The following is a 24,264-nucleotide window of genomic DNA, read 5'->3' as shown; positions in this document are numbered from 1 at the left end:
TCACCGCAGTCGATTGACCCCAGACTCCATGTCATTGACCAGCGCCTTGGCCAGCCCGCTGAGGATCCGCGCCGCGCTGCCGGCCTGGAGGTCGCCCTGCATTTCGGCCTCATCGGTCAGATGGCGGATACAACCCAGCAACACCGACAGCTCATCAAACGCCTGGGGGATCGGGATGCCAGGGCGAACGGTGAACAGCTCGGTTGAGGCCACGCCCACCGTGGTAATGCCGTTGGTTTGCACGCTCATACCTTGGCTCCTTCAGCTACGCAGCCGGGTCAATGCGTGTTCAACCAGGGTACGGGCCATACGCGTGGCATGGGCGGCGCTGGCCAGGGCGTTTAGGTCAGGTTGCTCAGCCGAGTCGCTGCACTGCTGGTCGAGGGTCTCGACCACGCCGCAGAGAAATTCATTGGCCAAGGCCAGGGAATCAGGCGGGAGCATGTCGCTGTGGACAGAAAAATGCGGGGAGATGATCAGCTTTAAACGGGGTGGATCAGGGACGATCTTTTTCATGGGACGACACCTCATAGCGTATGAATGGTCGCTGCCCTCCTTTTCGTCTCACGGATTTGGGTGGCAGTCGTACGCGGGGTGAGACCCGGGCCCATACGCTAACCCGGCCAGACCGAAGTCTGCCCGCGTAAGACCGCCATAAAGCGGAGTGCGTTAGGGTCGGGTATCTCACGCCCGTTCGCCCTGTTCAGGCGACCCGACGACGTTAGCCCTGAGGCATTTCCCCGACAATACGGCAGCTTCCGCAAAGGACGTAGGATACTTCCGAAGGCCCCACAGCCTGAAGCGCTCAGCGCGAAGTTGGGAAAGGTCTTACAAGCACCCCCATGATGTCAGCAGGCCATATTCCACGGCAGCTCAAGCCCCGCAAGGCCTGCACAAAACAGCCTGGATTTGCCGTAATACTTTGTAATGTTTGCTCTGCGATTTTAGTTGTACGACGTCCTATCAGCATGTTCGACTGCGCCGGCTCTCACTACAAAAATAACGGAGACATCCAATGACCAGCCTACCTTCCGTTGAGGGCAAAGCTGCCGTGCCCTCGCAAAGCCGCCTCGCGCGCATCGCCAAGTTGCTCGGCCCAGGCATCATCGCCGTGCTGTCGTGGCTGGGCGCAGGTGATCTGATCACCTCTTCCGTGGCCGGCGCCAACTACGGTTACGCGATGATGTGGGTGCTGGCAGTTTCGCTGCTGCTGCGCTACCTGATCGTCAACATCATCGCCCGCTTCCAACTGTGCAATAACCAGGGCATGACCATCCTTCAGGGCTACGCGCAACTGCACCCGGTGTTCGCCTGGTTCATGCTCGGCTACGCGCTGATCATGGGCCACCTGATGAACGCATACATGATCAAGGGCGCCGGCGAATCACTGGCCATGCTGCTGCGCGTCGACTACCCGCTGCTTTGCTCGATGGCGGTGGTGCTGGCGGTGTGGATGCTGGTCGGGCGCAATATCTATTCGCTTATCGAAGGCGTGATGAAGGCATTGCTGGCGATCATGACCCTGGCGTTTCTGGCGCTGGCGGTGATGTCCGGGCCGGATGTGGCAGGCATCGTCAAAGGCACCATCGGCTTCAGCATCCCGCCTGACGAGGGCGTGCATGGCGCCATGCTGGTAGCGGTGTCGGTGATCGGCGCAGTGGCCGGTTCGGTGGCCAACTTCGTCCACCCCTACGTGATGCGCCAGAAGGGCTGGGTTGGCCCGCAGCACAAGCGTGTGCAACGCAACGACCTGCTGTTTGCAGTATTCGTCGGTATCGTCATCAACCTGGCGATCTGGATCGTCGGCGCAGAAATCCTGCGGCCCAACGGCATCGAAGTGAAAACCCTCGGCGATCTGGGCAAGGCGCTGGAAATCTTCTTCGGCCCGATCGGCTGGTATGTGTTCTTCATCGGCGTGTTCGCCACCCTGTTCGCCAGCATTTCCGGCAAGACCACAGCCTTCCCGATGCTGATCACCGACGCCCTGCAGCACGTGCAGCCCAAGCGTCGCGAGCGTTATGGCAAGGAGTTCCACAAGGACCCGGCGCACCGCTGGTTCATGCTGTTCATCCTGGTTACGCCACTGATCTGGTCGATCCCGGGCATGCCTGACTTCGTCACCCTGACCATCGGCGTCAGCGCGCTGAATATCATTGGTCTGCCGGTGATCTCGCTGGGCCTGTTGATCATGTCCAACCAGAAATCGCTGCTGAGCAAGGAATACCGCAACAACCTGTTCGAGAACATCGCCCTGGCATTCGCCACCGGCCTGGCGCTGTGGGTGGCGTTCCAGCTGGGTGTGGAGCTGTTCAGCTAAGTCATCGTACAACGCTGCTGTAAAACACTCTGCGGGGCAGGTCTTGAAAAGGGCTTGCCCCGTGTTTGTTTGCAGCCAGTGTGCGTTGATTGTCGCCACTGAAATGACAATGTGTCTCTGCACAGGCGGATTGTCTGCACCCACCCTGCCCTTCACAATGCGCGACTAATCTGATCCCGCTGCCCTCTTCGCAGCTCATGGAGTTCGAGCGATGCCACACGAAGGCAGCCTGCTACAAACCGCGGTCATCTTCCTTCTCGCCGCAGTGATTGCCGTGCCATTGGCCAAGCGCCTGCAACTCGGCGCCGTCATCGGTTACCTGCTTGCCGGCGTAGCCATAGGCCCACAGGTTTTAGGCTTGATCCGCGACACCGAAAGCGTCGCGCACATTTCCGAGCTGGGCGTAGTCTTGCTGCTGTTCATCATCGGCCTGGAACTGTCACCGCGGCGGTTGTGGCTGATGCGCAAAGCGGTATTCGGCGTGGGCCTGGCACAGGTGCTGCTGACCGGCGCGATACTCGGCGCCATCGCTCTGTTCGGTTTCGCCCAATCACTGCCCGCAGCGCTGGTGCTGGGTCTGGGCCTGGCCTTGTCGTCGACTGCCTTTGGCTTGCAGACGCTGGCCGAAACCAAGCAATTGAATGCCCCGCACGGGCGTCTGGCGTTTGCCATTCTGCTATTCCAGGACATCGCCGCCATCCCGCTGATCGCACTGGTGCCGTTGCTCGCCGCCAGCGGCCCGGACACCAGCCATGGCGACAGCCTGCAACACGGCCTGACCATCTTTGCCAGCATTGCCGTGGTCATCGTCGGCGGCCGTTATCTGCTGCGCCCGGTGTTCCGCATCGTCGCCCGCACCGGCTTGCCGGAAGTGTCCACGGCCACCGCACTGCTGGTGGTGATCGGCACTGCCTGGCTGATGGAGCTGGCCGGAATCTCCATGGCCTTGGGCGCATTTCTCGCCGGCCTGTTGCTGGCCGACTCGGAATACCGGCACGAACTGGAGTCGCAGATCGAACCGTTCAAAGGGCTGCTGCTGGGCCTGTTCTTCATCAGTGTCGGCATGGGCGCCAATCTCAGTCTGTTGTTCGACACGCCTTGGCTGTTGCTCGGCCTGACTGCGCTGCTGATCGCAGTAAAGCTGCCGATGCTGATGCTGGTCGGGCGTCTGGGCGGCCTCAATACGGCCAATGCCCTGCGCCTCGGCGTGGTCTTGGCGGCTGGCGGCGAGTTCGCTTTTGTGGTGTTCAAGCTGGGCAAGGACCAAGGCCTGCTCGACAGCTACACCTACGACCTGCTGCTGATGACCATCACTCTATCGATGGCCGCCACGCCGCTGTTGCTGATGGCCTGCGCCCGCCTGCTCAAGCGCCCGCCTGCCACGCGTGAAGTGCCGGAACAGTACAAGGACATCCAGACCGATGCGCCGCGGGTGGTGATCGTCGGCATGGGCCGCATGGGCCAGATCGTCTCGCGCATCCTGCGTGCGCAGAAGATCCCGTTCATTGCCCTCGACACCTCGGTCGACGCCATCGAGATGACCCGCACCTTCGAGCAGGCGCCGGTGTTCTACGGCGACCCGATGCGCGCCGAAGTGCTGCACGCCGCCAAAGTCGGCGAGGCCGAATACCTGATCGTGACCACTGACGACCCCGAGATCACCACACGCACGGCAGAGAGGGTCAAACGTCTCTATCCACATCTGAAAGTGCTCGCCCGCGCGCGCAACCGCCAGCATGTGCACAAGCTGATGGACGTCGGCGCCGAGCCGATCCGCGAGACGTTCTATTCCAGCCTGGAAATGAGCCGACGCGCCTTGGTCGGCCTGGGTTTGTCGGATGATCAGGCCGCTGACCGCATCCAGCGCTTTGCCGAACATGACGAGCAGGTGCTCGAAGCCCAGGGCCGCATCCGCGACGACCGCGCCAAGGTCATGCAGAACGCCAAGGAAGCACGAATGGAGCTAGCCCGGCTATTCGAGTCAGACGCCGACTGAGGCCAACTCAGGCCAACACCAGTCGACAGATAGGCGGATGCTCCCGCTGCGCGGCCTGCCATAGATCGTAGGCCGCCTGCTCCGCCAGATACTGCCGGGCCGCACCCAGGCCTGCCAGCTCAAGGCGATAAGCCAGGTCAGCCGAAAGCGCTGCGCGTCCATTGATGACGGCAGACAGCTGCCCGCGTGAGTAGCCAAGGTGGCGAGCCAGCGACGAGACGTTCATACCAATAGCGGGCAGGACATCTTCGCGCAGCGATTCGCCGGGGTGAGGCGGGTTGTGCATCGACATAAGCATTCAGCTCCTAGTGATAATCCAGATAGTCGACCAGCCCAACGTCGGTGCTGACAAAGTGGAATATCACCCGCCAGTTACCAGAGATGCTAACGGCCCAGAAACCGTCCAGGTTGCCTCGCAAGGGATGGAGCCGATAACCGGGTCGGTCCATATCGGCAGGCGATTGTGCGACTGCGAGTGACGCGAGAAGCCGGCGCAGGCGTGCTACTTGATCAGCTCGGACACCGGATGTATCTCCCCGCTGATAAAGTGCCTTCAGGCCCTTATGCCTGAAACTCCTGGTCATCGACGCTGAAGTGTAAGGTCATGCCTTACACTTTTCATGTAGACCATGGCTCGTTGCATGGAGACACTCCTGAGAATTTCCAGGAGTGCAGTTTGTTCTTTGCCAGCTTCAAAGACGCCGTGATGGCGTCAGCCAAGCACGTGGGAAATTTCCTAAGCAGCTGTCCATCCGTCAGGTCACCTCCACCCCGCGACCACAAAAAATCCCCCGCTCCCTCCCCCCCTGGCCTGTTACGCTCCGTCTCGCTCGAGTCGCAAACACTCCGGCGCAGCAGCAAGCGACTGACCAGGAGACCCGCTTGGAAGACCTCAACTCGCTGTACTTCTTCACTCAGGTAGTCGAGCACGGTGGCTTTGCCCCTGCCGGGCGGGCGCTGGACATGCCCAAATCCAAGCTCAGCCGGCGCATCGCCGACCTCGAAGAAAGGCTCGGCGTGCGCCTACTGCACCGCACCAGCCGGCATTGCTCACTGACCGAAATCGGCCAGGAGTATTACCGCCGCTGCCTGGCCATGCGGGTCGAGGCCGAGAGCGCTGCCGAGGTGATCGAGCGCAACCGCAGCGAGCCGCGCGGGCTGGTGCGCATGAGCTGCCCGACCACCCTGCTCAACTCCTGGGTCGGGCCGATGCTGACGCGCTATATGCTCAAGTATCCGCGGGTCGAATTGTTCATCGAGAGCACCAACCGCCGCGTCGATTTGCTGCACGAGGGCTTCGATGTGGCGCTGCGGGTGCGCTTTCCGCCGCTGGAAAACACCGACATGGTGATGAAGGTGCTGAGCAACAGCACCCAGTGTCTGGTCGGTCGGCCGGCGTTTCTTGAGCAACTGCCGGCGGGCTTCGATCCGCAGCAGCTCAGCCAGCTGCCGAGCCTGCACTGGGGCGGCGCGCAGCGGGAGTATCAGTGGGAGCTGTTTCAGGGCGAGGACATGAGCCGCAGCATCGTCATCCCGCATACGCCGCGGATGGTCACCGATGACCTGTTTGCGCTGCGCCATTTTGTGGTGGCGGGGATCGGTATAGCGCACTTGCCGAAGGTGGCCGTGCGTGAGGATCTGGCCAGCGGGCACCTGGTAGAAGTGCTGCCGGGCTGGAATCCGCGCTGCGGTATCGTCCATGCGATCTTCCCGTCGCGGCGTGGCCTGCTGCCGTCGGTACGCTCGCTGATCGATCACCTGGCGGAAGAGTTCGTGTCCTGCGACATGGCTTGAATGGGTTAAAGCGACATCTGTCCCGAAGCGTGATCTTGAGGTTTGACGCGATCCCTGTAGGAGCGGCCTTGTGTCGCGAAAGGCGCGCGTAGCGGGCCCAGGATCTGTGCAGCACCAGAGATCGTCGGGGCCGCTGCGCGGCCCTTTCGCGACACAAGGCCGCTCCTACAGAGATCGCGTCGAGGCGGCCGCCTCGGATCAGATCAGAACGCGAAACACGAACAGCCCAGCGATCCCCAGAAGCCCTGGAAGTCACTCACCGGCACACTCGATTTGCGCGCCTTGTCATGGCTGTGAGCATGCACCCCACACGGCCCGGAACACTGATGTGGCATCGCTGCCAGCGACGGTGTGCCCGCCCGCCAGTGTCCCGGCACCTTGGCCACCGGCGACCATTCAGGCAGTACCGGCACCTGCGCCGGGCCCAGCTTGTCGAACTCGGCGGCGCCGTACACGACCTTGCCATCGACAATGGTCAGCACCGACTCGATGCTCTTGATCGCCTCCTCACTGACGCTGAAGAAGTCCAGCGACAGCGCTGCCAGGTCAGCCAGCTGGCCGACCTTGAGCTGGCCTTTCTTGCCCTGCTCGCTGGAGAACCAGGCGCTGCCCTGGGTGAACAACTGCAGCGCGGTATCGCGGCTCAGGCCTTCGGGGTACAGCTCCATGCCGCCGACGGTCTTGCCGCTGACCATCCAGTACAGCGAGGTCCACGGGTTGTAGCTGGAAACCCGAGTGGCGTCGGTACCAGCACCGACCGGCACGCCCATTTCCAGCATGCGCTTGATCGGCGGGGTCTGTTCGGCCGCCTTGGCGCCGTAACGGTCGACGAAGTACTCACCCTGGAAGGCCATGCGGTCCTGAATGGCGATACCGCCGCCCAGGGCACGCACGCGCTCGATGTTCTGCGGGGTGATGGTTTCGGCGTGGTCGAAGAACCACGGCAGGCCGTTGAACGGGATGTCGCGGTTGACCTTCTCGAACACGTCGAGCATGCGCGTGATCGACTCGTTGTAGGTGGCGTGCAGGCGGAACGGCCAGCGCTGCTCGACCAGATGGCGAACCACCGGCTCCAGCTCATCTTCCATGGTCTGCGGCAAGTCAGGGCGCGGCTCGAGGAAGTCCTCGAAGTCGGCGGCGGAGAACACCAGCATCTCGCCGGCGCCGTTATGCCGGAGGAAGTCGGTGCCGCTGTGCAGCTTGACGCTGGAGGTCCACTTGCGGAAGTCGTCGAGCTCTTCCTTGGGTTTTTGCGTGAACAGGTTGTAGGCGATGCGCACGGTCAGCTGGTTGTTGTCGGCCAGCTCCTGGATTACCGAGTAATCGTCGGGGAAGTTCTGGTAGCCACCACCGGCATCGATCGCGCTGGTCAGGCCGAGGCGATTGAGTTCACGCATGAACTGGCGGGTCGAGTTGACCTGATACTCCAAGGGCAGCTTCGGCCCTTTGGCCAGGGTCGCGTAGAGAATCATCGCGTTGGGGCGGGCGATGAGCATGCCGGTCGGGTTGCCGAACTTGTCGCGCTGGATCTCGCCACCGGCTGGGTTGGGCGTGTCCTTGTCGTAGCCGACGGCTTTGAGCGCGGCGCGGTTGAGCAGCGCGCGGTCGTACAGGTGCAGCAGGAACACCGGGGTATCGGGCGCGGCCTGGTTGATCTCTTCAAGGGTCGGCATGCGTTTTTCGGCGAACTGGAATTCGTTCCAGCCACCGACTACCCGCACCCACTGCGGAGTTGGCGTGCGCGCCGCCTGGTCCTTGAGCATGCGCAGGGCATCGGCTACCGAAGGCACGCCTTCCCAGCGCAGTTCCAGGTTGTAATTGAGACCGCCGCGGATCAGGTGCAGGTGCGAGTCGTTGAGGCCGGGGATCACCGTGCGCTGCTTGAGGTCGATGATTTGCGTGCTGTCACCGCGCAAGGCCATGGCCTCGGCGTCGCTGCCCACGGCGAGAAAACGCCCGTCCTTGATGGCCACGGCGGTGGCGGTTGGGTTTTCACGGTCGACGGTGTGCAGCTTGCCGTTGAACAGGATCAGGTCGGCGGTCATGGGCAAATCCTCGGATAGGGGGCGGGAGCAGCGCGGAGTGAACCGCGCCGCCTCGGTGGCTTACTTGGCCAGGAACGCCAGCAGGTCTTCGTTCAACTGCTGCGCATGGGTGACCGCAAAGCCGTGCGGCGCGCCGCTGTATACCTTGAACTCAGCGCCCTTGATCATTTCTGCTGCGCGCTTGCCGGTGGTTTCCATCGGTACGATCTGGTCGGCGTCGCCATGAATGACCAGGGTCGGCACATCGACTTTGGCCATGTCTGGACGGAAGTCGGTGGCAGAGAAGGCGCTGACGCAATCCAGAGTCGCTTTCAATGACGCCAGCAGGGCGATATTGAGGGTCTGCGCCTGCACTCCGGTGGAGACCGCCTGGCCTTTGTTGATGCCGTAGAACGGTGTGGCGAAGTCGGCCAGGAACTGTGCACGGTCGGCTCTGAGGCCCGCCTGGATACCTTCGAACACCGAAGCATCGACGCCATCCGGGTTGCTCTCGGACTTGCCGAACACCGGCGTTACTGCGCCGAGCAACACCAGCTTGGCCACCCGCTCGCTGCCATGCCGACCGATGTAGCGGCTAACGTCACCGCCACCCATGGAGAAGCCGACCAAGGTCACGTCGCGCAGGTCGAGGTGCTCGATCAGCTGGGCGATGTCGTCGGCGAAGGTGTCGTAGTCATAGCCGGTCCACGGTTGGTCGGAGCGACCGAAGCCACGCCGGTCAAAGGCGATGGCGCGGTAACCGCGGCTGGCGAGAAACTCCATCTGGGTGTCCCACATGTCCGCATCCAGCGGCCAGCCATGGCTGAACAGCACGGGCTTGCCGCTGCCCCAGTCCTTGAAGTAGATCGAAGTGCCATCGCGGGTTACGAACGTGCTCATATCGGTATCTCCAGAATTTAGGTAGGGGCTTGCACAGCGTAGCGTCAGAAATGTTTCAACCACGTAGCCAGTTGGCGCAGCGGCGGGTTACCCACGGCATGATGAAAAACACCACCGGCAGGATCACCAGCAGGTTGCCGATCAGGTTGCCAATGACCGGCCCGGCCAGTTGCGGCACGCGAGTGAACAGCGGTGCCAGCACGATCGGTACCAACATGGTCAACGGGCAGATCACCAAGTAGGTCAGCACGGCCTGCTTCCAGCGCGGCGGCGCTGGGGTGTTGCTGCTGGCCGGGGTGAACCAGAACTCCGGATCGTCATGCACACGGGTGTGGTCGCCGTCTTCAAGCAGCGGCAGCACCTCGCTGACCAGTGCCTGGCGTTCAGCCGAATTGACCCATGCCTGCAGCAGTTCAGCATCGGCAAAGCGCACCACGGTGGTGAAGTGGCAACCACCGCCATCGGGGCGGATCACATTGACGTCGAGGTGGCCCGGCTGCTGGCGGGCGGTGGTTACCGCGCGCTTGAGCCATGCCTCGTACTGCGCCAGCGCGGCGGCCCGCGCCTTGTGCTGGATGACCAGGGTCACCACGTTGCGGTTATCGACGGTTGCACTGTTCATGGGTGTTCCCTGGGCAAAGGCGGCTGGCCATGGCCCACGCTGTTGCTGTGGGCCGGCGCTGGGTTGAGGGCGCGGCTTATTTGCCGGCGGCGGTCAGGGCGCTGTAGGTGGTCATCAGGTTGCGGTAGTCCGGGATGTGGTTGGAGCACAGCGCGCCGAGACCTTCGATGTCGTTCCTCCAGTCGCGGTGCAGTTCACAGGCCACGCCGAACCAGTTCATCAGTTGTGCACCAGCGCTGCTCATGCGGTTCCAGGCGGCGTCACGAGTGATCTCGTTGAAGGTGCCGGACGCATCGGTAACCACGAACACATCGAACTCTTCTTCCAGCGCTGACAGTGCCGGGAACGCCACACAAACCTCGGTCACCACACCAGCGATGATCAGTTGCTTCTTGCCAGTCGCCTTGACCGCCTTGACGAAGTCTTCGTTGTCCCAGGCGTTGATCTGGCCAGGGCGAGCGATGTACGGCGCATCCGGGAACAGCGCTTTCAGCTCGGGGATCAGCGGGCCGTTGGGGCCTTGCTCGAAGCTGGTGGTGAGGATGGTTGGCAGGTTGAAGAACTTGGCCAGGTCAGCCAGGGCCAGCACGTTGTTCTTGAACTTGTCCGGCTCGATGTCACGCACCAGCGACAGCAGGCCAGCTTGATGGTCGACCAGCAGGACTACGGCGTCGTCTTTGTTCAGGCGGTTGTATTTGAAGTTGTTCATGGCTTGGTGCTCCGCAAGGGTCTTGGTTTCGAGTGAGTTGGGTGTTTCGCGTTGATGAGTAAAGATTAAAACCAAGACCTTTGTGCGACTAGATAGCTAAATTTGTCTTTAGCGTTCTATTTTATGAACGATGGTGCTTACGGCCTGTTGTTGCGACTACGGCCCAGTTGCTTGTCCCCCTCACCTACTCTTTACTACCCATCAGCCCTCCCCCGCACCGAGACCGTGATGCTGGCGTTCATCCAGTCCTACCCGCTGTTGCTCGGCACCTGTTTGATCCTGCTCGATGTGCTGCTCTGGCAATTGATCACGCTGCAGCGCCAGCCGTGGCGGATCGCTGCGCGTCTGGCGATCTTCCTGTTGTTCAGCGCGGTGTTGGTGGCGGCGGGGATGAGCCCGTTGCAGCCGCCGCCGTGGGTCGATGATGTGGCGCGCAATCTGTTGGCGACGGTGCTGGCGATTGGCTGGTGGCTGTTTGCGGCGCGGACGGTGACGGTGGTGTTCGGCGTGCTGCTGGTGGCGCGCGGCAGCCATGGCGGGCGTTTGTTGCAGGACGTGCTTGGGGCATTGATTTTTCTGGTGGCGGTGGTGGCCGCAGCGGCCTATGTGCTGCAGTTGCCGGTCAAGGGGCTGTTGGCGACGTCAGGGGTAATGGCGATCGTGATCGGCCTGGCGTTGCAGAGCACCTTGAGCGATGTGTTCTCGGGGATCGTTCTGAATACCACGCGGCCGTATCAGATCGGCGATTCGATTTCGATCGATGGCACCGAAGGCAAGGTGGTCGATATCGACTGGCGGGCGACGCGGATGATCACTGCCAGCGGCAGCCTGGCGGTGGTACCCAACTCGGTGGCAGCCAAGGCCAAGCTGCTCAATCACAGCCGCCCGGCGGACCGGCATGGGCTGAGCATCACCGTGGTGGTGCCGGCCAAAGTGCGCCCGAAGCGGGTGTTCGATGCGCTGGAAAAGGCCCTGCAAGGCACCTCTGCGCTACTCGCCACGCCTGCACCGAAGGTCTCGGTAAAAGCCTCAAGCCTGGAGTCGGTGGAATATGAAGCCAGTGGTTTCATCACCGACATGGCGCGCAAGGGCGAGGTGCGCAATCAGTTGTTCGACCTGGCCCATCGGCACCTGGAAGCCAGCGGCGTGATCTGGAATGCCGACCTGGCCTCGGCGCCACGCAGCCGTCAGCGCGAGCTGCTGGATGAGGTGCGCCTGTTCCGCTCGCTGAGCGGCGAAGAGCGCGATGAGCTGAGCCAGCACATGACGACGGTGGAGTACCTGGTCGATCAGGTGATCCTTGGCATCGGCGAGCGCTCGCAGCATGTGTTGGTGATCGCCAGCGGCGTGGTCTCGGCGTCGGTGCGCGATGGCGAGCAGCTGGTCGAGGCCGGGCGCATGGGACCGGGCGAGCTGCTGGCCATTGAAGGTTTGGTCGATGAAGAAGAGTCGGCGGTGGAGTTCCGTACCCTGAGCGGCTGCGTGCTGTATCGGATCGACAAGGAACAGCTGCGCAGTTGCCTGGACCAGCGCGGCGACGTGCAGATGGCCTTGACCAAGCTGCAACGGTTCCGCCGGCAGAGCCGCGATTCACTGTTGATGCAGAAACCGGTGCTGGTCAAGAAAGGCGGCTTTCTCAGCTGGCTGCGGTAGGAGCGGCCTTGTGTCGCGAAAGGGCCGCGTAGCGGCCCCAGATTTCAGCTTCGCCGCGGGTATCGCCGGGCCAGCTACGCTGGCCTTTCGCGACACAAGGCCGCTCCTACAGGACCACGCGCAAGCACTGGCCGGCGTGGTACAGCGAGAAGCCTGACTCATAGAACGCAGTACGCAACGACGGCGCGCTGACGGCTTTCATCGGCGAGAACGGCACCGGCAGGCGCTCGGGGTCATCCTTGAGCAGAAACTCGGCAAAGGCTCGGCCAATCACGGTGCCGGTGGTATTGCCGCGACCGTTGTAGCCGGTCACCGCGACCAACCCCGGTGCAGGTTCGAACAGGCGCATCAGGTGATCGGGGGTGAAGTCGATGCAGCCGGTCCAGTGCATTTCCCAGTCGACCTTGCCCAGCTCCGGGTAGTAGTGGCTCTGAATGCGGTCGGCCCAGCGCCGTACGAACCATGCCGGCTTGTTGTCGACCCGACCGAGGCTGCCGAGCAGCAGGCGGCCTTGGTCATCGCGGCGGATGCTGCTGAGTACGGTACGGGTGTCCCACGAGCCTTGGCCATGGGGCAGCACCTTGTCGGCGGCTGCGCCGTGCAGCGGTGCCGAGGCAACCTGGTAGTAATAGCCACGGAAGAAATGCTTTTGCAGGTTGCTCCAGTCGCCCTCGGTGTAGGCGCCGGTGGAGATCACCACCTTGTCGGCACGGACCACGCCTTTGCCGGTGTTGACCTGCCAGCCAGCGCCATCGCGCTGCAGGCCTTCGACCGAGGATTGCTGGAACAGCTTGCCGCCCAGCCGCTCTACTGCAGCAGCCAGGCCTTGGGTGTAAGCCATCGGGTTGATGGTGCCGGCGCGGTGGTCGAGCAGCGCGGCGGAAATCTTGTCGGTACCGCAGTATTCCTGGCACTGCGCGCCGGTCAGCAGTTCGACGTTGGCGCCGCGCCGGCTCCATTGCTGATGGCGCGCCTCCAGGTCAGCCAGGCCAGTGGCGTTGTGCGCCATGTGCAGAGTGCCTTTGTGCTGGGCCTGGCAGTCGATGCCCAGGCGCTCGATCATGGCGAACACCTCGGCGGGGGCCTCGCCCAAGGCCTTGTTCAAGCGGCTGCCCTGTTGTTGACCGAGGGTCGCCTCGACATCGTCGGGGCGAATCCAGGTGCCGGCGTTGACCAGGCCAACGTTGCGCCCGGAGCCGCCGTGGCCGATTTTCCAGGCTTCGACAACGATCACTGACTTGCCCTGTTCGAGCAGATGGATCGCTGCCGACAGGCCGGTGATACCGCCACCGATGACGCAGACGTCGGCCCTGTGCTCGCCCGCCAGGGCCTGCACGGCGACGCTCGCCGGAGTGACGTGTTCCCAGAGACATTGTTGACGCAATTCTGGCATGACCGGCCTCAGCTTATTTTTCTTGTTACGGTGTGGCCGCCAGGCGGCCGCTCGCGGCACACGGCCGCGAAAGGGGGCCGAGGCCCCCGCCTGCGATCATCAGTCGAACACGATGCCCTGCGCCAGCGGCAATTCGCGTGAGTAGTTGACGGTGTTGGTCTGGCGCCGCATGTAGCCTTTCCAGGCATCCGAACCCGACTCGCGACCGCCGCCGGTTTCTTTCTCGCCGCCGAACGCGCCACCGATCTCTGCACCGCTGGTGCCGATGTTGACGTTGGCGATGCCGCAGTCGCTGCCGGCTGCGCTCTGGAAGCGCTCGGCTTCACGCAGGTCGGTGGTGAAGATGCACGACGACAGGCCTTGTGGCACTTCGTTGTTCAGGCGCAAGGCCTCCTCGAAGTCGTCATAAGCCAGCACGTACAGGATCGGTGCGAAGGTCTCGTGGCGGACCACTTCGCTCTGCGCAGGCATCTCGGCGATTGCCGGGGTCACGTAGTAGCCGTTCGGATACTGGCTGGCCAGCTGACGCTCACCACCAAACACCTGGCCACCTTCGTCACGGGCCTTGGCCAGTGCGCCTTGCATGGCGTCGAACGACTGCTTGTCGATCAGCGGGCCGACCAGGTTGTTCTCGCGCGGGTCGCCGATGCGCACTTTGCCGTAGGCGGCTTTGACGCGGGCAACCACTTCGTCCTTGATCGAACGGTGCACGATCAACCGACGCAGAGTGGTGCAGCGCTGGCCAGCGGTGCCGACGGCGGAGAACAGAATGCCGCGCACAGCCAGATCAAGATCGGCACTCGGCGCGAGGATCATGGCGTTGTTGCCGCCCAGTTCGAGGATGCTGCGGCCAAAGCGTGCGGCAACCCGTGGGCCGACTTCACGGCCCATGCGGGTGCTGCCGGTGGCGCTGACCAGCGGTACACGTGGGTCGTCGACCAGCGCTTCGCCGGCTTCACGGCCGCCGATCACCAGCTGGGCCAGGCCGGCCGGTGCATCACCGAAGGCCAGCAGGGCTTTTTCGAACAGCGCCTGGCAGGCCAGTGCGGTCAGCGGGGTCTTCTCGGACGGTTTCCAGACCACGGCGTTACCGGCTACCAGCGCCAGCGCGGTGTTCCACGCCCACACCGCCACCGGGAAGTTGAAGGCGCTGATCACGCCAACCACGCCCAGCGGATGCCACGACTCACGCATGTGGTGGCCGGGGCGCTCGGAGGCGATGGTCAGGCCGTACAGCTGACGCGACAGGCCGACGGCGAAGTCGCAGATGTCGATCATTTCCTGCACTTCGCCCAGGCCTTCCTGGGTGATCTTGCCGGCTTCGATCGAGACCAGCTCACCAAGTTCGGCCTTGTGCTGTCGCAGGACTTCGCCAAACAGCCGCACCAGCTCGCCGCGACGCGGGGCCGGTACAGTGCGCCAGGCTTCGAAGGCGGCGTGGGCCTGGTCGATGCAGGCGGTGGTCTCGGCCTTGCCGAGCAGTTTCACCGTGGCGATCTGGCTACCGTCGATCGGGGTATGAACAGGGTAGTCGCCCTGGGTGTAGGCCTGGGCGGCGACGCCAAGGCGCTCGAGCAATGCAGCAACCATCGTGCTTCTCCTAAATCGGCTGAAGGGTGGTAAATATGATGTGGATCAGTATTAATCCGATCACAGCAGTGCAACAAACGACCTTTATTCCGCATATCATTCCGTCAGGTCATGATCCCCTTGCATAGAGACTGCCATGTCGAAACGTCTGGTACCGTCGATGACGGCCCTGCAGTGCTTTGAAGCCGCAGCCCGTCACTTGAGCTTCACCCGCGCTGCCGAAGAGCTGCACCTGACCCAAAGTGCGGTCAGCAAACAGGTCGCGCAGCTTGAAGAAATGCTCCACCATCACCTGTTCCTGCGCATTCGCCGGCGCTTGCAGCTGACGCCTGCGGGCAGCCTGTACCTGGCCGAGGTGAACAAGATCCTCACCCAGGTCGACATGTCCAGCCGCTACATCCTGACGTACGGCGAGCAGACCGAGATATTGAAGGTAGCTACTCAACCGAGTTTTGGCGTGCGCTGGTTGATCCCGCACCTCAAGGGTTTTGGCAAGCGCTACCCGAATATCCACCTTGATATCCGCAACGAGATGGAGCCGTTCTCGCTGTTGCAGGGCTCGGCCGACGTGGTGTTCTTCTTTGGCCAGGGCACCTGGCCGGGGGCAACCTGCGTGCAGCTGTTCGACGAGGAAGTGGTGCCGGTGTGCGCGCCTGAGCTGCTGCAAGGGCGCGAATTGAGCGATGCCAGCGCGCTGGCCGAACTGGTGTTGATGCAGAGCACTTCACGGCCGGAGGCCTGGCATGAGTGGTTCCTGGAGCAGGGCCTGCACACCGACAACAGCTACCACGGGCCACGCTTCGACACCTTTTACATGGCCTTGAGTGCGGCTCAGGCGGGCTGCGGCGTGGCACTGGTGCCGCGGTATCTGGCGGAGAAGGAACTGGCCGAGGGCAGTTTGGTGATTGCCTGGCAGCATGCTATGCGCAGTAATGGCGCGCATTATCTGGCGTATGCCGAGCATGCGGCCGAAGTGCCGAAGGTGCGGGCGTTGGTGGAATGGATCAAAACTCAGCTTGGGGGCTGATAGTGTCGGGGCGACATCAATCATAAAGGGAATGACACCTCTACTTTTTTTCGCTTGTGGCGGCAGTCCATTCCCAGTTTTCATGTAACGGTCCCATCAACCACCAGGAAGCTTGCGATGCCCGCCCATGATTTCGTCAGCCCAGACAGCATCCGTGCGCAGTTCTCTGCCGCCATGTCGCTCATGTACAAACAGGAAGTGCCGCTGTACGGCACGCTGCTGGAGCTGGTCAGCGAAATCAACCAGCAGGTCATGCAGCAACAACCGCAGGTCGCTGAAGCGCTGCGCTGGACCGGCGAAATCGAGCGTCTCGACCACGAACGCCATGGCGCCATCCGCGTTGGCACCGCCGCCGAGCTGGCCACCATCGCCCGCCTGTTCGCGGTGATGGGCATGCAGCCGGTGGGTTACTACGACCTGAGCTCGGCGGGCGTGCCGGTGCACTCGACGGCGTTTCGTGCGGTGCATGAACAGTCGCTGCACGTCAGCCCTTTCCGCGTGTTCACCTCGCTGTTGCGCCTGGAGCTGATCGACAACCCGCAACTGCGCGAGCTGGCTGCGAGCATTCTGGCCAAGCGGCAGATCTTCACCCCGCGGGTGCTGGAACTGATCGCCCAATGTGAGCGCAACAACGGCCTCAACGCCGCCGACGCCGAGGCCTTTGTGCAGGAGGCGCTGCACACCTTCCGCTGGCACCAGCAGGCGACAGTGACTGCCGAGCAGTATAAGCAGCTGCATGACCAGCACCGGCTGATTGCCGATGTGGTGGCGTTCAAAGGCCCGCACATCAATCACCTGACCCCGCGCACGCTGGACATCGATGCGATTCAGCTGGGCATGCCGGCCAAGGGCATTCCACCCAAGGCAGTGGTCGAAGGCCCGCCAACCCGGCGCCACCCGATCCTGCTGCGTCAGACCAGCTTCAAGGCCCTGCAAGAGAAGGTCGCCTTCACCGATCAGGCCGGCAGCGAAGGCAGCCATACTGCGCGCTTCGGCGAAATCGAACAGCGTGGAGCAGCGCTGACGCCCAAGGGCCGGGCGCTGTACGACACCCTGCTTGATGCGACCCGCGCAGCACTCGGCGGGGTTCCGGCCGAGGCCAATGCCGAGCGCTACCAGCAGTTGCTCCAGGCGCAGTTCGCCAAGTTCCCCGATGACCTGGCGCAGATGCGCGAGCAGGGCCTGGCCTACTTCCGTTATTTCGCCACCGACAAGGGCCTGGCAGCGCGCAACGAAGCTGGCCGGCCGAGCACCTTGCAGGGCCTGATCGACGCCGGGCATGTGCATTTCGAGGCGCTGGTTTACGAAGACTTCCTGCCGGTCAGTGCGGCGGGGATCTTCCAGTCCAACCTGGGCGACGATGCCCAGGCCAACTACGGCAGCAATGCCAACCGCGAAGCGTTCGAGGCGGCGCTGGGGTTGGCGGTGCAGGACGAGCTGGCGCTATACGCGCAGAGCGAACAGCGCTCGCTGCAGGCCTGTGCGCAGGCACTGAACCTGAGCGCGCTGTAACCCTCGCCTGATTGCAGCCGCTACGCAGGCCGATCTGCGCGGCGGCTGCCGCTGTCAGCGGACGCGGAAGCGATCCACTTCCTGGCGCAACTGCGCCGCCAGGCCTTCCAGCTCACGTGCGGTGGTGGCCAGTTCATTGGCCACATCGTGCTGCTCGCTGTTGGCCTGGGCGATGCTCTGCAGGTTGCGGCTGAGCAAGGTCGCGGTGCTGCTCTGCTCCTGAGTGGCAGCGCTGATCGCGGCAAACTGCTCACCGGCGTCGCGGCTCTGCTGGTCAATCTGAGCCAGCGCATCAGCCACTTTGACGTTGCGTTCAAGGCCTTCCTGCATCAGCCGGTTGCCCTGCTGCAGGGTGCTGATGGCGTGCCCGGTCTGCTGCTGGATACTGCCGATCATTCCGGAAATCTCGTCAGTTGCCGAACGGGTCCGCGCCGCCAGGCCGCGCACCTCATCGGCCACCACGGCAAAGCCACGGCCCTGCTCACCGGCGCGAGCGGCCTCGATTGCCGCGTTGAGCGCGAGCAGATTGGTTTGCTCGGCGATGGCGGTGATCACCCCGACGATGCCGCCGATTTCCTGCGAGCGGGCGCCAAGGGTGTCCATGACCTCAGCAGTGCCGCCGAGGGCATCGGCGATCTGGCGTAGCGAGGCTGACGCTTCGTTCATCGCGCTGCGGCCAACCCGGGTGTGCTCGGCATTGTCGCGGGCCATGCGTTCGGTGCCGGCCATATTGTCGGCAATGTTCATCGAGGTGGCGCTGAACTCTTCGACGGCGCCAGCCATGCTAGTGATTTCGCCAGACTGCTGCTCCATGCCTTCGCAGGCACCGGACGACAGCCCGGCCAGCGAACGAGCACGGCCGCTGACCTGCTCGGAGGCGCTGCGAATGTGCGCAACCATGGTCGACAGTGCTTCACCCATCTGGTTGAAGCTGCGCGCCAACTGGCCAATCTCGTCGTTGCTGCTGACCGTCAGACGCGCGCTCAGATCACCCGCACCCAGGGCTTCGGCCTGACGCAGCAGGTCGCTCAGTGGGCGCAGCTTGCGCCGCAGCAGGAACAGCGTCGCCGCCACCGCCAGCAGCATGGCCAGGAGGCTGCCAATCGCCAGGCGCAGGCCGACACTCCAGGTCACGTCGCGAATCTCGGCTTCGGGCATGCTCGCAACAACTGTCCACGGGCCTTCGGCAAACGGCATGGCAACGCTGAAAATCTGCTCGTCGGCGTTGTCCCAGAAGCTGCCAGTACCCGGCTCTGCAGCGAGGTTCTTGACGGCTTGCGCGGCCGCCTCGGCATTGCCCACATCAGCCGGCGGCACCAGCCACTTGCCCTGCTCGTCGAGCAGCGCCAGCGAGCCGGTGTGACCGATGCGGAAGCGCTTGAGGTTGGCGAGCTGGGCGTTCTGCGCATCGGTGTAGTCAAAGCCGACGAACAGCACCGCAATGACTCGGCCGCTTTCATCGCGCACCGGCACGTAGCGGGTCATGTAGTTGCGCTCGAACAGCACGGCACGGCCAACGTAGTTTTGCCCGGCCATCAACTTGGCATAGGCCGGGTGCTGGCGGTCGAGCTGGGTGCCGATGGCGCGGCTGCCATCCTGCTTGGTCAGCGAGGTGCTGATGCGGATGAAGTCATCGCCACTGCGCACGAACACGGTGGCGACGCCAGCAGTCATCTGCTTGAACTCGTCGACCTGCTGGAAATCGTTGTTGAGCAGGTGTTCCCCCAGATACAGCGCCGGCGTGGCCTGGCCGGCGACAGTGGCGCTTTCGCCGGCATGCAGGCTCAGACCCGAGGCGAAACGGCGCTCGAACAGGCCGCTGAGGCGCTGGGTGTTGTCCTTCAGCGAACCATGGAAGGTATCCAGCTGGTCAGCCAGCAGCCGCGCTTCACTGGCCAGGTGTTCCTGGCGGGTGGCGAGGTTGGCGTTATCCAGCGAGCGCAGGGCAAACAGGGTACTGCCGGTGATCACCAGCGCCAGCACGATGGCGAGGGCGATCCCGAGCTGTGAGGCAATCCGGGCACGGGGTTGAGGCATGTGCAAGCTCCTGGCAAGGGGCCGGGATCATCCTGATCGCGCTGACCGCCCGCTGCATTCGACGGGTAATCGCGTCCTCTTGCGGGACGCTGGTGCCACTAAATCGGCGTCGCGGACGAATACTTGAGTGCCGGACCGGGACATTCGCAAACGTTTTACTGCGCAAGCGCTGGCAGGATTTGCACCGCTGGCAAGTCCATTGCTGCCGCCTCTTCCTGGAGAAACCCGCTCAAGCGACGCAGGCGCTCTGTGCCGGGCCTGGTCCGTGGCCAGACCAGGTAATAGTCCATGCCGCTGGCCACTGCGGTCGGCCACGGCAGGCTCAGCCGGCCTTGAGCGACGTCTTCGGCCACCATCAACAGATCGCCCATGGAGATCCCGTAGCCACGCGCCGCAGCGATCATGCCCAGTTCAAGCGTGTCGAAGACCTGCCCACCCTTGAGCGAAACCTTGTCAGCCAGGCCCATGCGCGCCAGCCAGCTACGCCAGTCACGTTTGTCCGGGGTCGGATGCAGCAGTTCGATGTCAGCCAGGCGCTGCTCATCCCAAGGCCCCTCGTCGATCAGCTGCGCAGCGCCGACCGGGATCAGCAACTCGGAGAACAACCGCCGCACCTCCCAGTCGACCGGGAACTGGCCATCGCTGAGCAATACCGCGCAGTCGAACGGCTCGTGATTGAAATCGACATGGTCGACGTCCATCCAGGCGCTGGTCAGTTGCACTTCGTTGCCCGGTTGCAGATGGCGAAAGCGGCTCAGCCGCGCCAACAGCCAGCGCATGGTCAGGGTCGACGGGGCTTTCATGCGCAGGATGTCATCTTCGCCGCGCAAGGTATCGCAGGCGCGCTCCAGCGAAGCGAAGCCATCGCGCACGCCGGGCAGCAGCATCCGCGCCGCCTCGGTCAGCTGCAGGCTGCGGCCGCTGCGCACGAACAGGCGGCAGGCGAAGTGCTCCTCCAGCGTGCGGATGTGCCGGCTGACGGCGCTTTGCGTAATCGACAACTCCTCGCCGGCGCGAGTGAACGAGAAATGCCGTGCAGCCGCCTCGAATGCGCGCAGTGCATAGAGCGGAGGGAGTTGTCTGGACATGGGGCACCTGCAATACGGGGGGCACGAACGAGCAAGGCAAATCATACATACATGAGTTCAACTCATGGGAGCGATCGCATTTATCCTTTTGTGGAAAGTTGACCCAGGCCTCAGAATCCACCTCCTGTTCATCCCCCAGCATCAAGGACTCTCACCATGCACGTCGCGCCCACCGTTGAACTCAAGGCTCTGCTGCGCCTGGCCGGGCCGCTGATTGCCTCGCAGTTGGCGCATATGCTGATGGTGCTGACCGACACCTTGATGATGGCGCGGATCAGCCCGCAGGCCCTGGCCGGTGGCGGCCTGGGCGCGGCGAGCTATTCGTTCGTGTCGATCTTCTGCCTGGGCGTGATTGCCGCCGTCGGCACGCTGGTGGCGATCCGCAAGGGTGCCGGGGATATCGCCGGCGCCACCCGCCTCGCTCAGGCCGGCATCTGGCTGGCCTGGGCTTTGGCGCTGGGCGCCGCGCTGGCATTGTGGAACCTCGGCCCGGTGCTGCTGATGTTTGGTCAGCAGCCGGAAAACGTCGAGGCGGCCATGGCCTTCCTCACCCTGTTGCCACTGGCACTACCCAGCTACCTGACGTTTATGGCCTTGCGCGGCTTCACCAGCGCCCTTGGCCGGTCGACGCCGGTGATGGTCATCAGCCTGGTCGGCACGGTGCTCAACTACCTGCTCAACCATGCGCTGATCGAGGGCATGTTCGGTTTGCCCAAACTCGGCCTGGTCGGCATTGGCCTGGTCACCGCGCTGGTCTCGCTGGGCATGGCCATCGCCCTGGCGCTGTATATCCGCTGGCACCGCTTCTACGACGCCTACCCGCTGCGCAAGGGCCTGGCGCGGCCATCGCTGTCGGCGTTGCGCGAGCTGTGGCGGCTGGGCCTGCCGATTGGCGGAACGTACATGGTCGAAGTCGGCTTGTTCGCCTTCGCCGCGCTGTGCATGGGTGTGCTCGGCAGCACCGAGCTGGCGGCGCATCAGATCGCCCTGCAGATCGTCTCGACCGCTTTCATGGTGCCGACCGGGTTGTCTTATGCGGTGACCATGCGGGTCGGCCTGTATTACGGCGGCGGCAACCTGCTTGCAGCGCGCAGTGCCGGGCGGGTCGGTATTTGCTTTGGTGCGCTGTTGATGTTTGCCTTCGCCGCGCTGTTCCTGTTGCTGCCCGAGCAGTTGGTGGGATTGTTCATCGACCGCAATGACCCTGCCTTTGCCGGCATCTTCCAGCTGGCAGTGGGGCTGGTGATGGTGGCGGCGTGGTTTGAGTTGTTCGATGGTGTGCAGACCATCGCCATGGGTTCGATCCGCGGCCTGCAAGACGCCAAGACCACCTTCCTGATCGGTCTGGGCTGTTATTGGCTGATCGGCGCGCCAAGTGCGTGGCTGTTTGCCTTCAACCTCGGCGGCGGTGCACTCGGCATCTGGTGGGGCCTGGCGCTGGGCCTGGCCTGCTCCTCGGTGGCGCTGACCTTCGCGTTTGAATGGCGAGTGCGGCGGATGTTGCGCAAGGTTGCCGTGGGGGGGTGACGGTCGGGAATGCTGGGGGCGCTTTGCGCCCCTTTCGCGACACAAGGCCGCTCCTACAGGGACCGCGCAATGCCCAGACGACATGGTTCCTGTAGGAGCGGCCTTGTGTCGCGAAAGGGCTGCAAAGCAGCCCCTGCGCACTCAGACAGCGCGGATCGCACTGACCGGCACCTGCTGCAGGTAGGTCACCAGCTCATCCACCGGCAGCGGCTGGCTGACCAGAAAACCCTGCACCTGGTCGCAGCCAAAGCCGCGCAGCAGCGCCATCTGCTCTTCGCTTTCGACACCCTCGGCGACCACTTCGAGATTGAGGTTGTGCGCCAGGTTGATCATCGCGTGGACCAGCTTGCGGTTTTCTTCGCGCAGCTCCATACCACCGACAAAACTGCGGTCGACCTTGAGCAAGGTGATCGGCAGGCTGTTCAGGTGCACGAACGACGAAAAACCGGTGCCAAAGTCATCCAGCGAGAAGCGCACGCCCAGGCGGCCCAGGGCGTCCATGGTCTGGCGCACCAGCTCGTTGCGGCGCATCACCGCGGTTTCGGTCAGTTCGAACTCAAGCCACCGGGCATCGACGCCATGCTCGATGATCAGCCGGCTCAGGGTCGCCAGCAGCTGGCTGTCCTGAAACTGGCGAAAGCTCAGGTTGACCGCCATGTGCAGCGGCGCAATGCCGTGCTCACGCAGGCCCTGCATGTCGCGCAGGGCACGTGAGATGACCCAGTAGCCGAGCGGCACGATCAGGCCGCTCTGCTCGGCCAGCGGCACGAATTCGCTCGGCGGCAGCAGGCCGCGTTCGGGGTGGTTCCAGCGTACCAGTGCTTCGAGGCCAACGATGCGGCCATCGACGAGGTTCAGCCGTGGCTGGTAATGCAGTTCCAGCTCGTCGCGGCGCAGGGCGCGGCGCAGTTCGCCTTCAAGGTCAGCCAGGCTGCGCGCATTGCGGTTGATCCGCTCGTTGAACACATGAAAGCTGCAACCCTGCACGCTCTTGGCCTGGCGCATGGCGATGTGCGCATGCCACATCAGTGGGTCGGCGCCGGCCTGCGCGCGGGCATGGGCCAGACCCAGGCTGCAGCCCACCAGCAGGCTTTCGCCATCGACCCAGTACGGCTCACCCAGCGCTTCGACGATGCGCTCGGCCACCCATTCGGCGCGGTTCGGCTCGCGACGGGTGTCGATCAGCAGGGCGAATTCGTCGCTGCCCAGCCGGGCCAGCTGATCGCCCGCCTCCAGCTGCAACTTGAGCCGGGTCACCACCTGCAGGATCAGCCGGTCGCCGCCCTGATGGCCGAGCGCATCGTTGACGTGGCGAAAGTTGTCCAGATCCAGATGGCCAAGAGCAACGCCACGGCCGTCGTGTTCGGCCAGGCGCGTGGTCAGCAGGGCCTGAAAGCCCTGACGGTTGGCGATGCCGGTCAGCGGGTCCTGTTCGGCCAGGCGCTGCAGGGTGGCGACCAGCACGCCGCGCTCGCGCACATGACGCAGCGAGCGGCGCAGGCTGTCACTGCTCAGTTGCGCCAGCACCAGCCAGTCACTGACGCCGGCAGGCGGCGCCTCGGGCTCGTCGTCGAGCAGGACAATGGTCGGCAACTCGCAGCGGCCCGGGGTCGGCAGCAGCGCAGGCGTTGCCAGCACCACCGCCTGACGGTCATGGGCAAACAGGCTGTTGACCGCCTCCCAGTTGGGCGCGGTCAGCAGCACCGCGCTGCCAGCCAAAGGCTGCAGGCAGTCGCGCAAGCTGGCGGCCCACTCCGGCTCATCGGCCAACAGCAGCAAACGCAAGGGTTCGACAGGCGTGGACAAGCGCGCTCCTTAGGCGAGGTCGTTAACCGTGACGGGGGTATCCTACCTCAAGAGCCAAATGATATTCACTCTTATTAACACCCATCCCGGGGCTGCACTCCGTCGTATTCTGTCGCGCATCCTGCTCCAAAAGTCGTACACCCGGCAAATCTGATTTGAGTAATAGCTCGATTGTGGCGGCAAGGCCATGATTCACTCCCGCCAGGTAGGGCACCGGACGTCACAAAAGTCTGACTCCGGCGTCAGACGGTCGCGCCACAAGCGTGACT

20 protein-coding genes and 1 pseudogene are annotated in these 24,264 nt (G+C 63.5%); 7 read left to right on the top strand and 14 right to left on the bottom strand.

Annotation, left to right across the window (positions count from 1 at the left end; genetic code table 11):
• Together IDM28_RS23510 and IDM28_RS23505 are read right to left on the bottom strand one after the other, a co-directional pair.
• Positions 1–249, bottom strand: coding sequence for a DUF3077 domain-containing protein (locus IDM28_RS23510; protein WP_188036969.1), 249 nt, complete (start codon positions 247–249; stop codon positions 1–3).
• Between the two features lie 12 nt (positions 250–261).
• Positions 262–516 carry a hypothetical protein gene (locus IDM28_RS23505; protein WP_188036968.1) on the bottom strand — a complete coding sequence of 85 codons (255 nt, stop codon included), beginning with the start codon at positions 514–516 and terminating at the stop codon, positions 262–264.
• Between the two features lie 499 nt (positions 517–1,015).
• Here IDM28_RS23505 and IDM28_RS23500 point away from each other — a divergent pair, with 499 nt between their 5' ends.
• Together IDM28_RS23500 and IDM28_RS23495 are read left to right on the top strand one after the other, a co-directional pair.
• A complete protein-coding gene (locus IDM28_RS23500) occupies positions 1,016–2,317 on the top strand; it encodes an Nramp family divalent metal transporter (RefSeq protein WP_101315222.1) in 1,302 nt (433 codons plus the stop codon).
• A 211-nt stretch (positions 2,318–2,528) separates the two neighbouring features.
• Complete coding sequence (locus tag IDM28_RS23495; protein ID WP_188036967.1) at positions 2,529–4,313, top strand: monovalent cation:proton antiporter-2 (CPA2) family protein; 1,785 nt, start codon at positions 2,529–2,531, stop codon at positions 4,311–4,313.
• 7 nt (positions 4,314–4,320) lie between these two features.
• Here IDM28_RS23495 and IDM28_RS23490 read toward each other — a convergent pair whose 3' ends face one another.
• Positions 4,321–4,605 (bottom strand): HigA family addiction module antitoxin, encoded by a 285-nt coding sequence (locus IDM28_RS23490; RefSeq protein ID WP_103435589.1) that lies wholly within the window; start codon positions 4,603–4,605, stop codon positions 4,321–4,323.
• Positions 4,606–4,618: 13 nt separating this feature from the next.
• Entirely contained in the window at positions 4,619–4,897 is a 279-nt protein-coding gene (locus tag IDM28_RS23485) for a type II toxin-antitoxin system RelE/ParE family toxin (RefSeq protein ID WP_188036966.1), read from the bottom strand.
• Between the two features lie 298 nt (positions 4,898–5,195).
• Between IDM28_RS23485 and IDM28_RS23480 the strand changes: the two genes are divergently transcribed.
• Positions 5,196–6,107 (top strand): LysR substrate-binding domain-containing protein, encoded by a 912-nt coding sequence (locus IDM28_RS23480; protein WP_103435587.1) that lies wholly within the window; start codon positions 5,196–5,198, stop codon positions 6,105–6,107.
• 203 nt (positions 6,108–6,310) lie between these two features.
• Here IDM28_RS23480 and IDM28_RS23475 read toward each other — a convergent pair whose 3' ends face one another.
• The 4 genes from IDM28_RS23475 to ycaC form a co-directional block, all read right to left on the bottom strand.
• A complete protein-coding gene (locus tag IDM28_RS23475; protein WP_188036965.1) occupies positions 6,311–8,152 on the bottom strand; it encodes an amidohydrolase in 1,842 nt (613 codons plus the stop codon).
• Between the two features lie 60 nt (positions 8,153–8,212).
• Complete coding sequence (locus tag IDM28_RS23470; RefSeq protein WP_150572509.1) at positions 8,213–9,031, bottom strand: alpha/beta fold hydrolase; 819 nt, start codon at positions 9,029–9,031, stop codon at positions 8,213–8,215.
• A gap of 55 nt (positions 9,032–9,086) precedes the next feature.
• Positions 9,087–9,653, bottom strand: coding sequence for an antibiotic biosynthesis monooxygenase (locus IDM28_RS23465; protein WP_188036964.1), 567 nt, complete (start codon positions 9,651–9,653; stop codon positions 9,087–9,089).
• Positions 9,654–9,729: 76 nt separating this feature from the next.
• A complete protein-coding gene (ycaC, locus tag IDM28_RS23460) occupies positions 9,730–10,362 on the bottom strand; it encodes an isochorismate family cysteine hydrolase YcaC (protein WP_101322920.1) in 633 nt (210 codons plus the stop codon).
• A 228-nt stretch (positions 10,363–10,590) separates the two neighbouring features.
• On the opposite strand from ycaC, the gene IDM28_RS23455 reads away from it, so the two are divergent.
• Positions 10,591–12,015 carry a mechanosensitive ion channel family protein gene (locus tag IDM28_RS23455; RefSeq protein WP_188036963.1) on the top strand — a complete coding sequence of 475 codons (1,425 nt, stop codon included), beginning with the start codon at positions 10,591–10,593 and terminating at the stop codon, positions 12,013–12,015.
• Between the two features lie 106 nt (positions 12,016–12,121).
• Here IDM28_RS23455 and IDM28_RS23450 read toward each other — a convergent pair whose 3' ends face one another.
• Together IDM28_RS23450 and IDM28_RS23445 are read right to left on the bottom strand one after the other, a co-directional pair.
• Positions 12,122–13,408 (bottom strand): NAD(P)/FAD-dependent oxidoreductase, encoded by a 1,287-nt coding sequence (locus tag IDM28_RS23450; RefSeq protein ID WP_101322918.1) that lies wholly within the window; start codon positions 13,406–13,408, stop codon positions 12,122–12,124.
• Positions 13,409–13,507: 99 nt separating this feature from the next.
• A complete protein-coding gene (locus IDM28_RS23445; RefSeq protein WP_103435578.1) occupies positions 13,508–14,998 on the bottom strand; it encodes an aldehyde dehydrogenase family protein in 1,491 nt (496 codons plus the stop codon).
• A gap of 136 nt (positions 14,999–15,134) precedes the next feature.
• Between IDM28_RS23445 and IDM28_RS23440 the strand changes: the two genes are divergently transcribed.
• Positions 15,135–16,025, top strand: a complete 891-nt coding sequence (locus IDM28_RS23440; protein ID WP_181088528.1) for a LysR substrate-binding domain-containing protein — start codon at positions 15,135–15,137, stop codon at positions 16,023–16,025.
• 117 nt (positions 16,026–16,142) lie between these two features.
• Complete coding sequence (locus IDM28_RS23435) at positions 16,143–17,537, top strand: VOC family protein (RefSeq protein WP_188036962.1); 1,395 nt, start codon at positions 16,143–16,145, stop codon at positions 17,535–17,537.
• 54 nt (positions 17,538–17,591) lie between these two features.
• Here IDM28_RS23435 and IDM28_RS24315 read toward each other — a convergent pair whose 3' ends face one another.
• The 3 genes and pseudogenes from IDM28_RS24315 to IDM28_RS23425 all read right to left on the bottom strand — a co-directional run bounded on the left by IDM28_RS24315 (position 17,592) and on the right by IDM28_RS23425 (position 20,662).
• A complete protein-coding gene (locus tag IDM28_RS24315) occupies positions 17,592–18,320 on the bottom strand; it encodes a methyl-accepting chemotaxis protein (RefSeq protein WP_371411595.1) in 729 nt (242 codons plus the stop codon).
• 132 nt (positions 18,321–18,452) lie between these two features.
• Positions 18,453–19,574 (bottom strand): annotated as a pseudogene (locus tag IDM28_RS24310) (Cache 3/Cache 2 fusion domain-containing protein); the annotation flags it as partial.
• A gap of 155 nt (positions 19,575–19,729) precedes the next feature.
• Positions 19,730–20,662, bottom strand: coding sequence for a LysR substrate-binding domain-containing protein (locus IDM28_RS23425; RefSeq protein ID WP_188036960.1), 933 nt, complete (start codon positions 20,660–20,662; stop codon positions 19,730–19,732).
• Positions 20,663–20,818: 156 nt separating this feature from the next.
• Between IDM28_RS23425 and IDM28_RS23420 the strand changes: the two genes are divergently transcribed.
• Positions 20,819–22,189: a NorM family multidrug efflux MATE transporter gene (locus IDM28_RS23420; RefSeq protein WP_101322912.1), complete on the top strand. Its 1,371-nt coding sequence runs from the start codon at positions 20,819–20,821 to the stop codon at positions 22,187–22,189.
• 141 nt (positions 22,190–22,330) lie between these two features.
• Here the strand turns inward: IDM28_RS23420 and IDM28_RS23415 are convergent, their stop codons facing one another.
• Positions 22,331–23,995 carry a putative bifunctional diguanylate cyclase/phosphodiesterase gene (locus IDM28_RS23415; RefSeq protein ID WP_101322911.1) on the bottom strand — a complete coding sequence of 555 codons (1,665 nt, stop codon included), beginning with the start codon at positions 23,993–23,995 and terminating at the stop codon, positions 22,331–22,333.
• Positions 23,996–24,264 lie beyond the last annotated feature (269 nt).

This window comes from Pseudomonas sp. EZ-C24, assembly GCF_014525325.1.
Lineage (GTDB): Bacteria > Pseudomonadota > Gammaproteobacteria > Pseudomonadales > Pseudomonadaceae > Aquipseudomonas > Aquipseudomonas shirazensis.
This window is presented reverse-complemented; position numbering and strand designations above follow the sequence as displayed.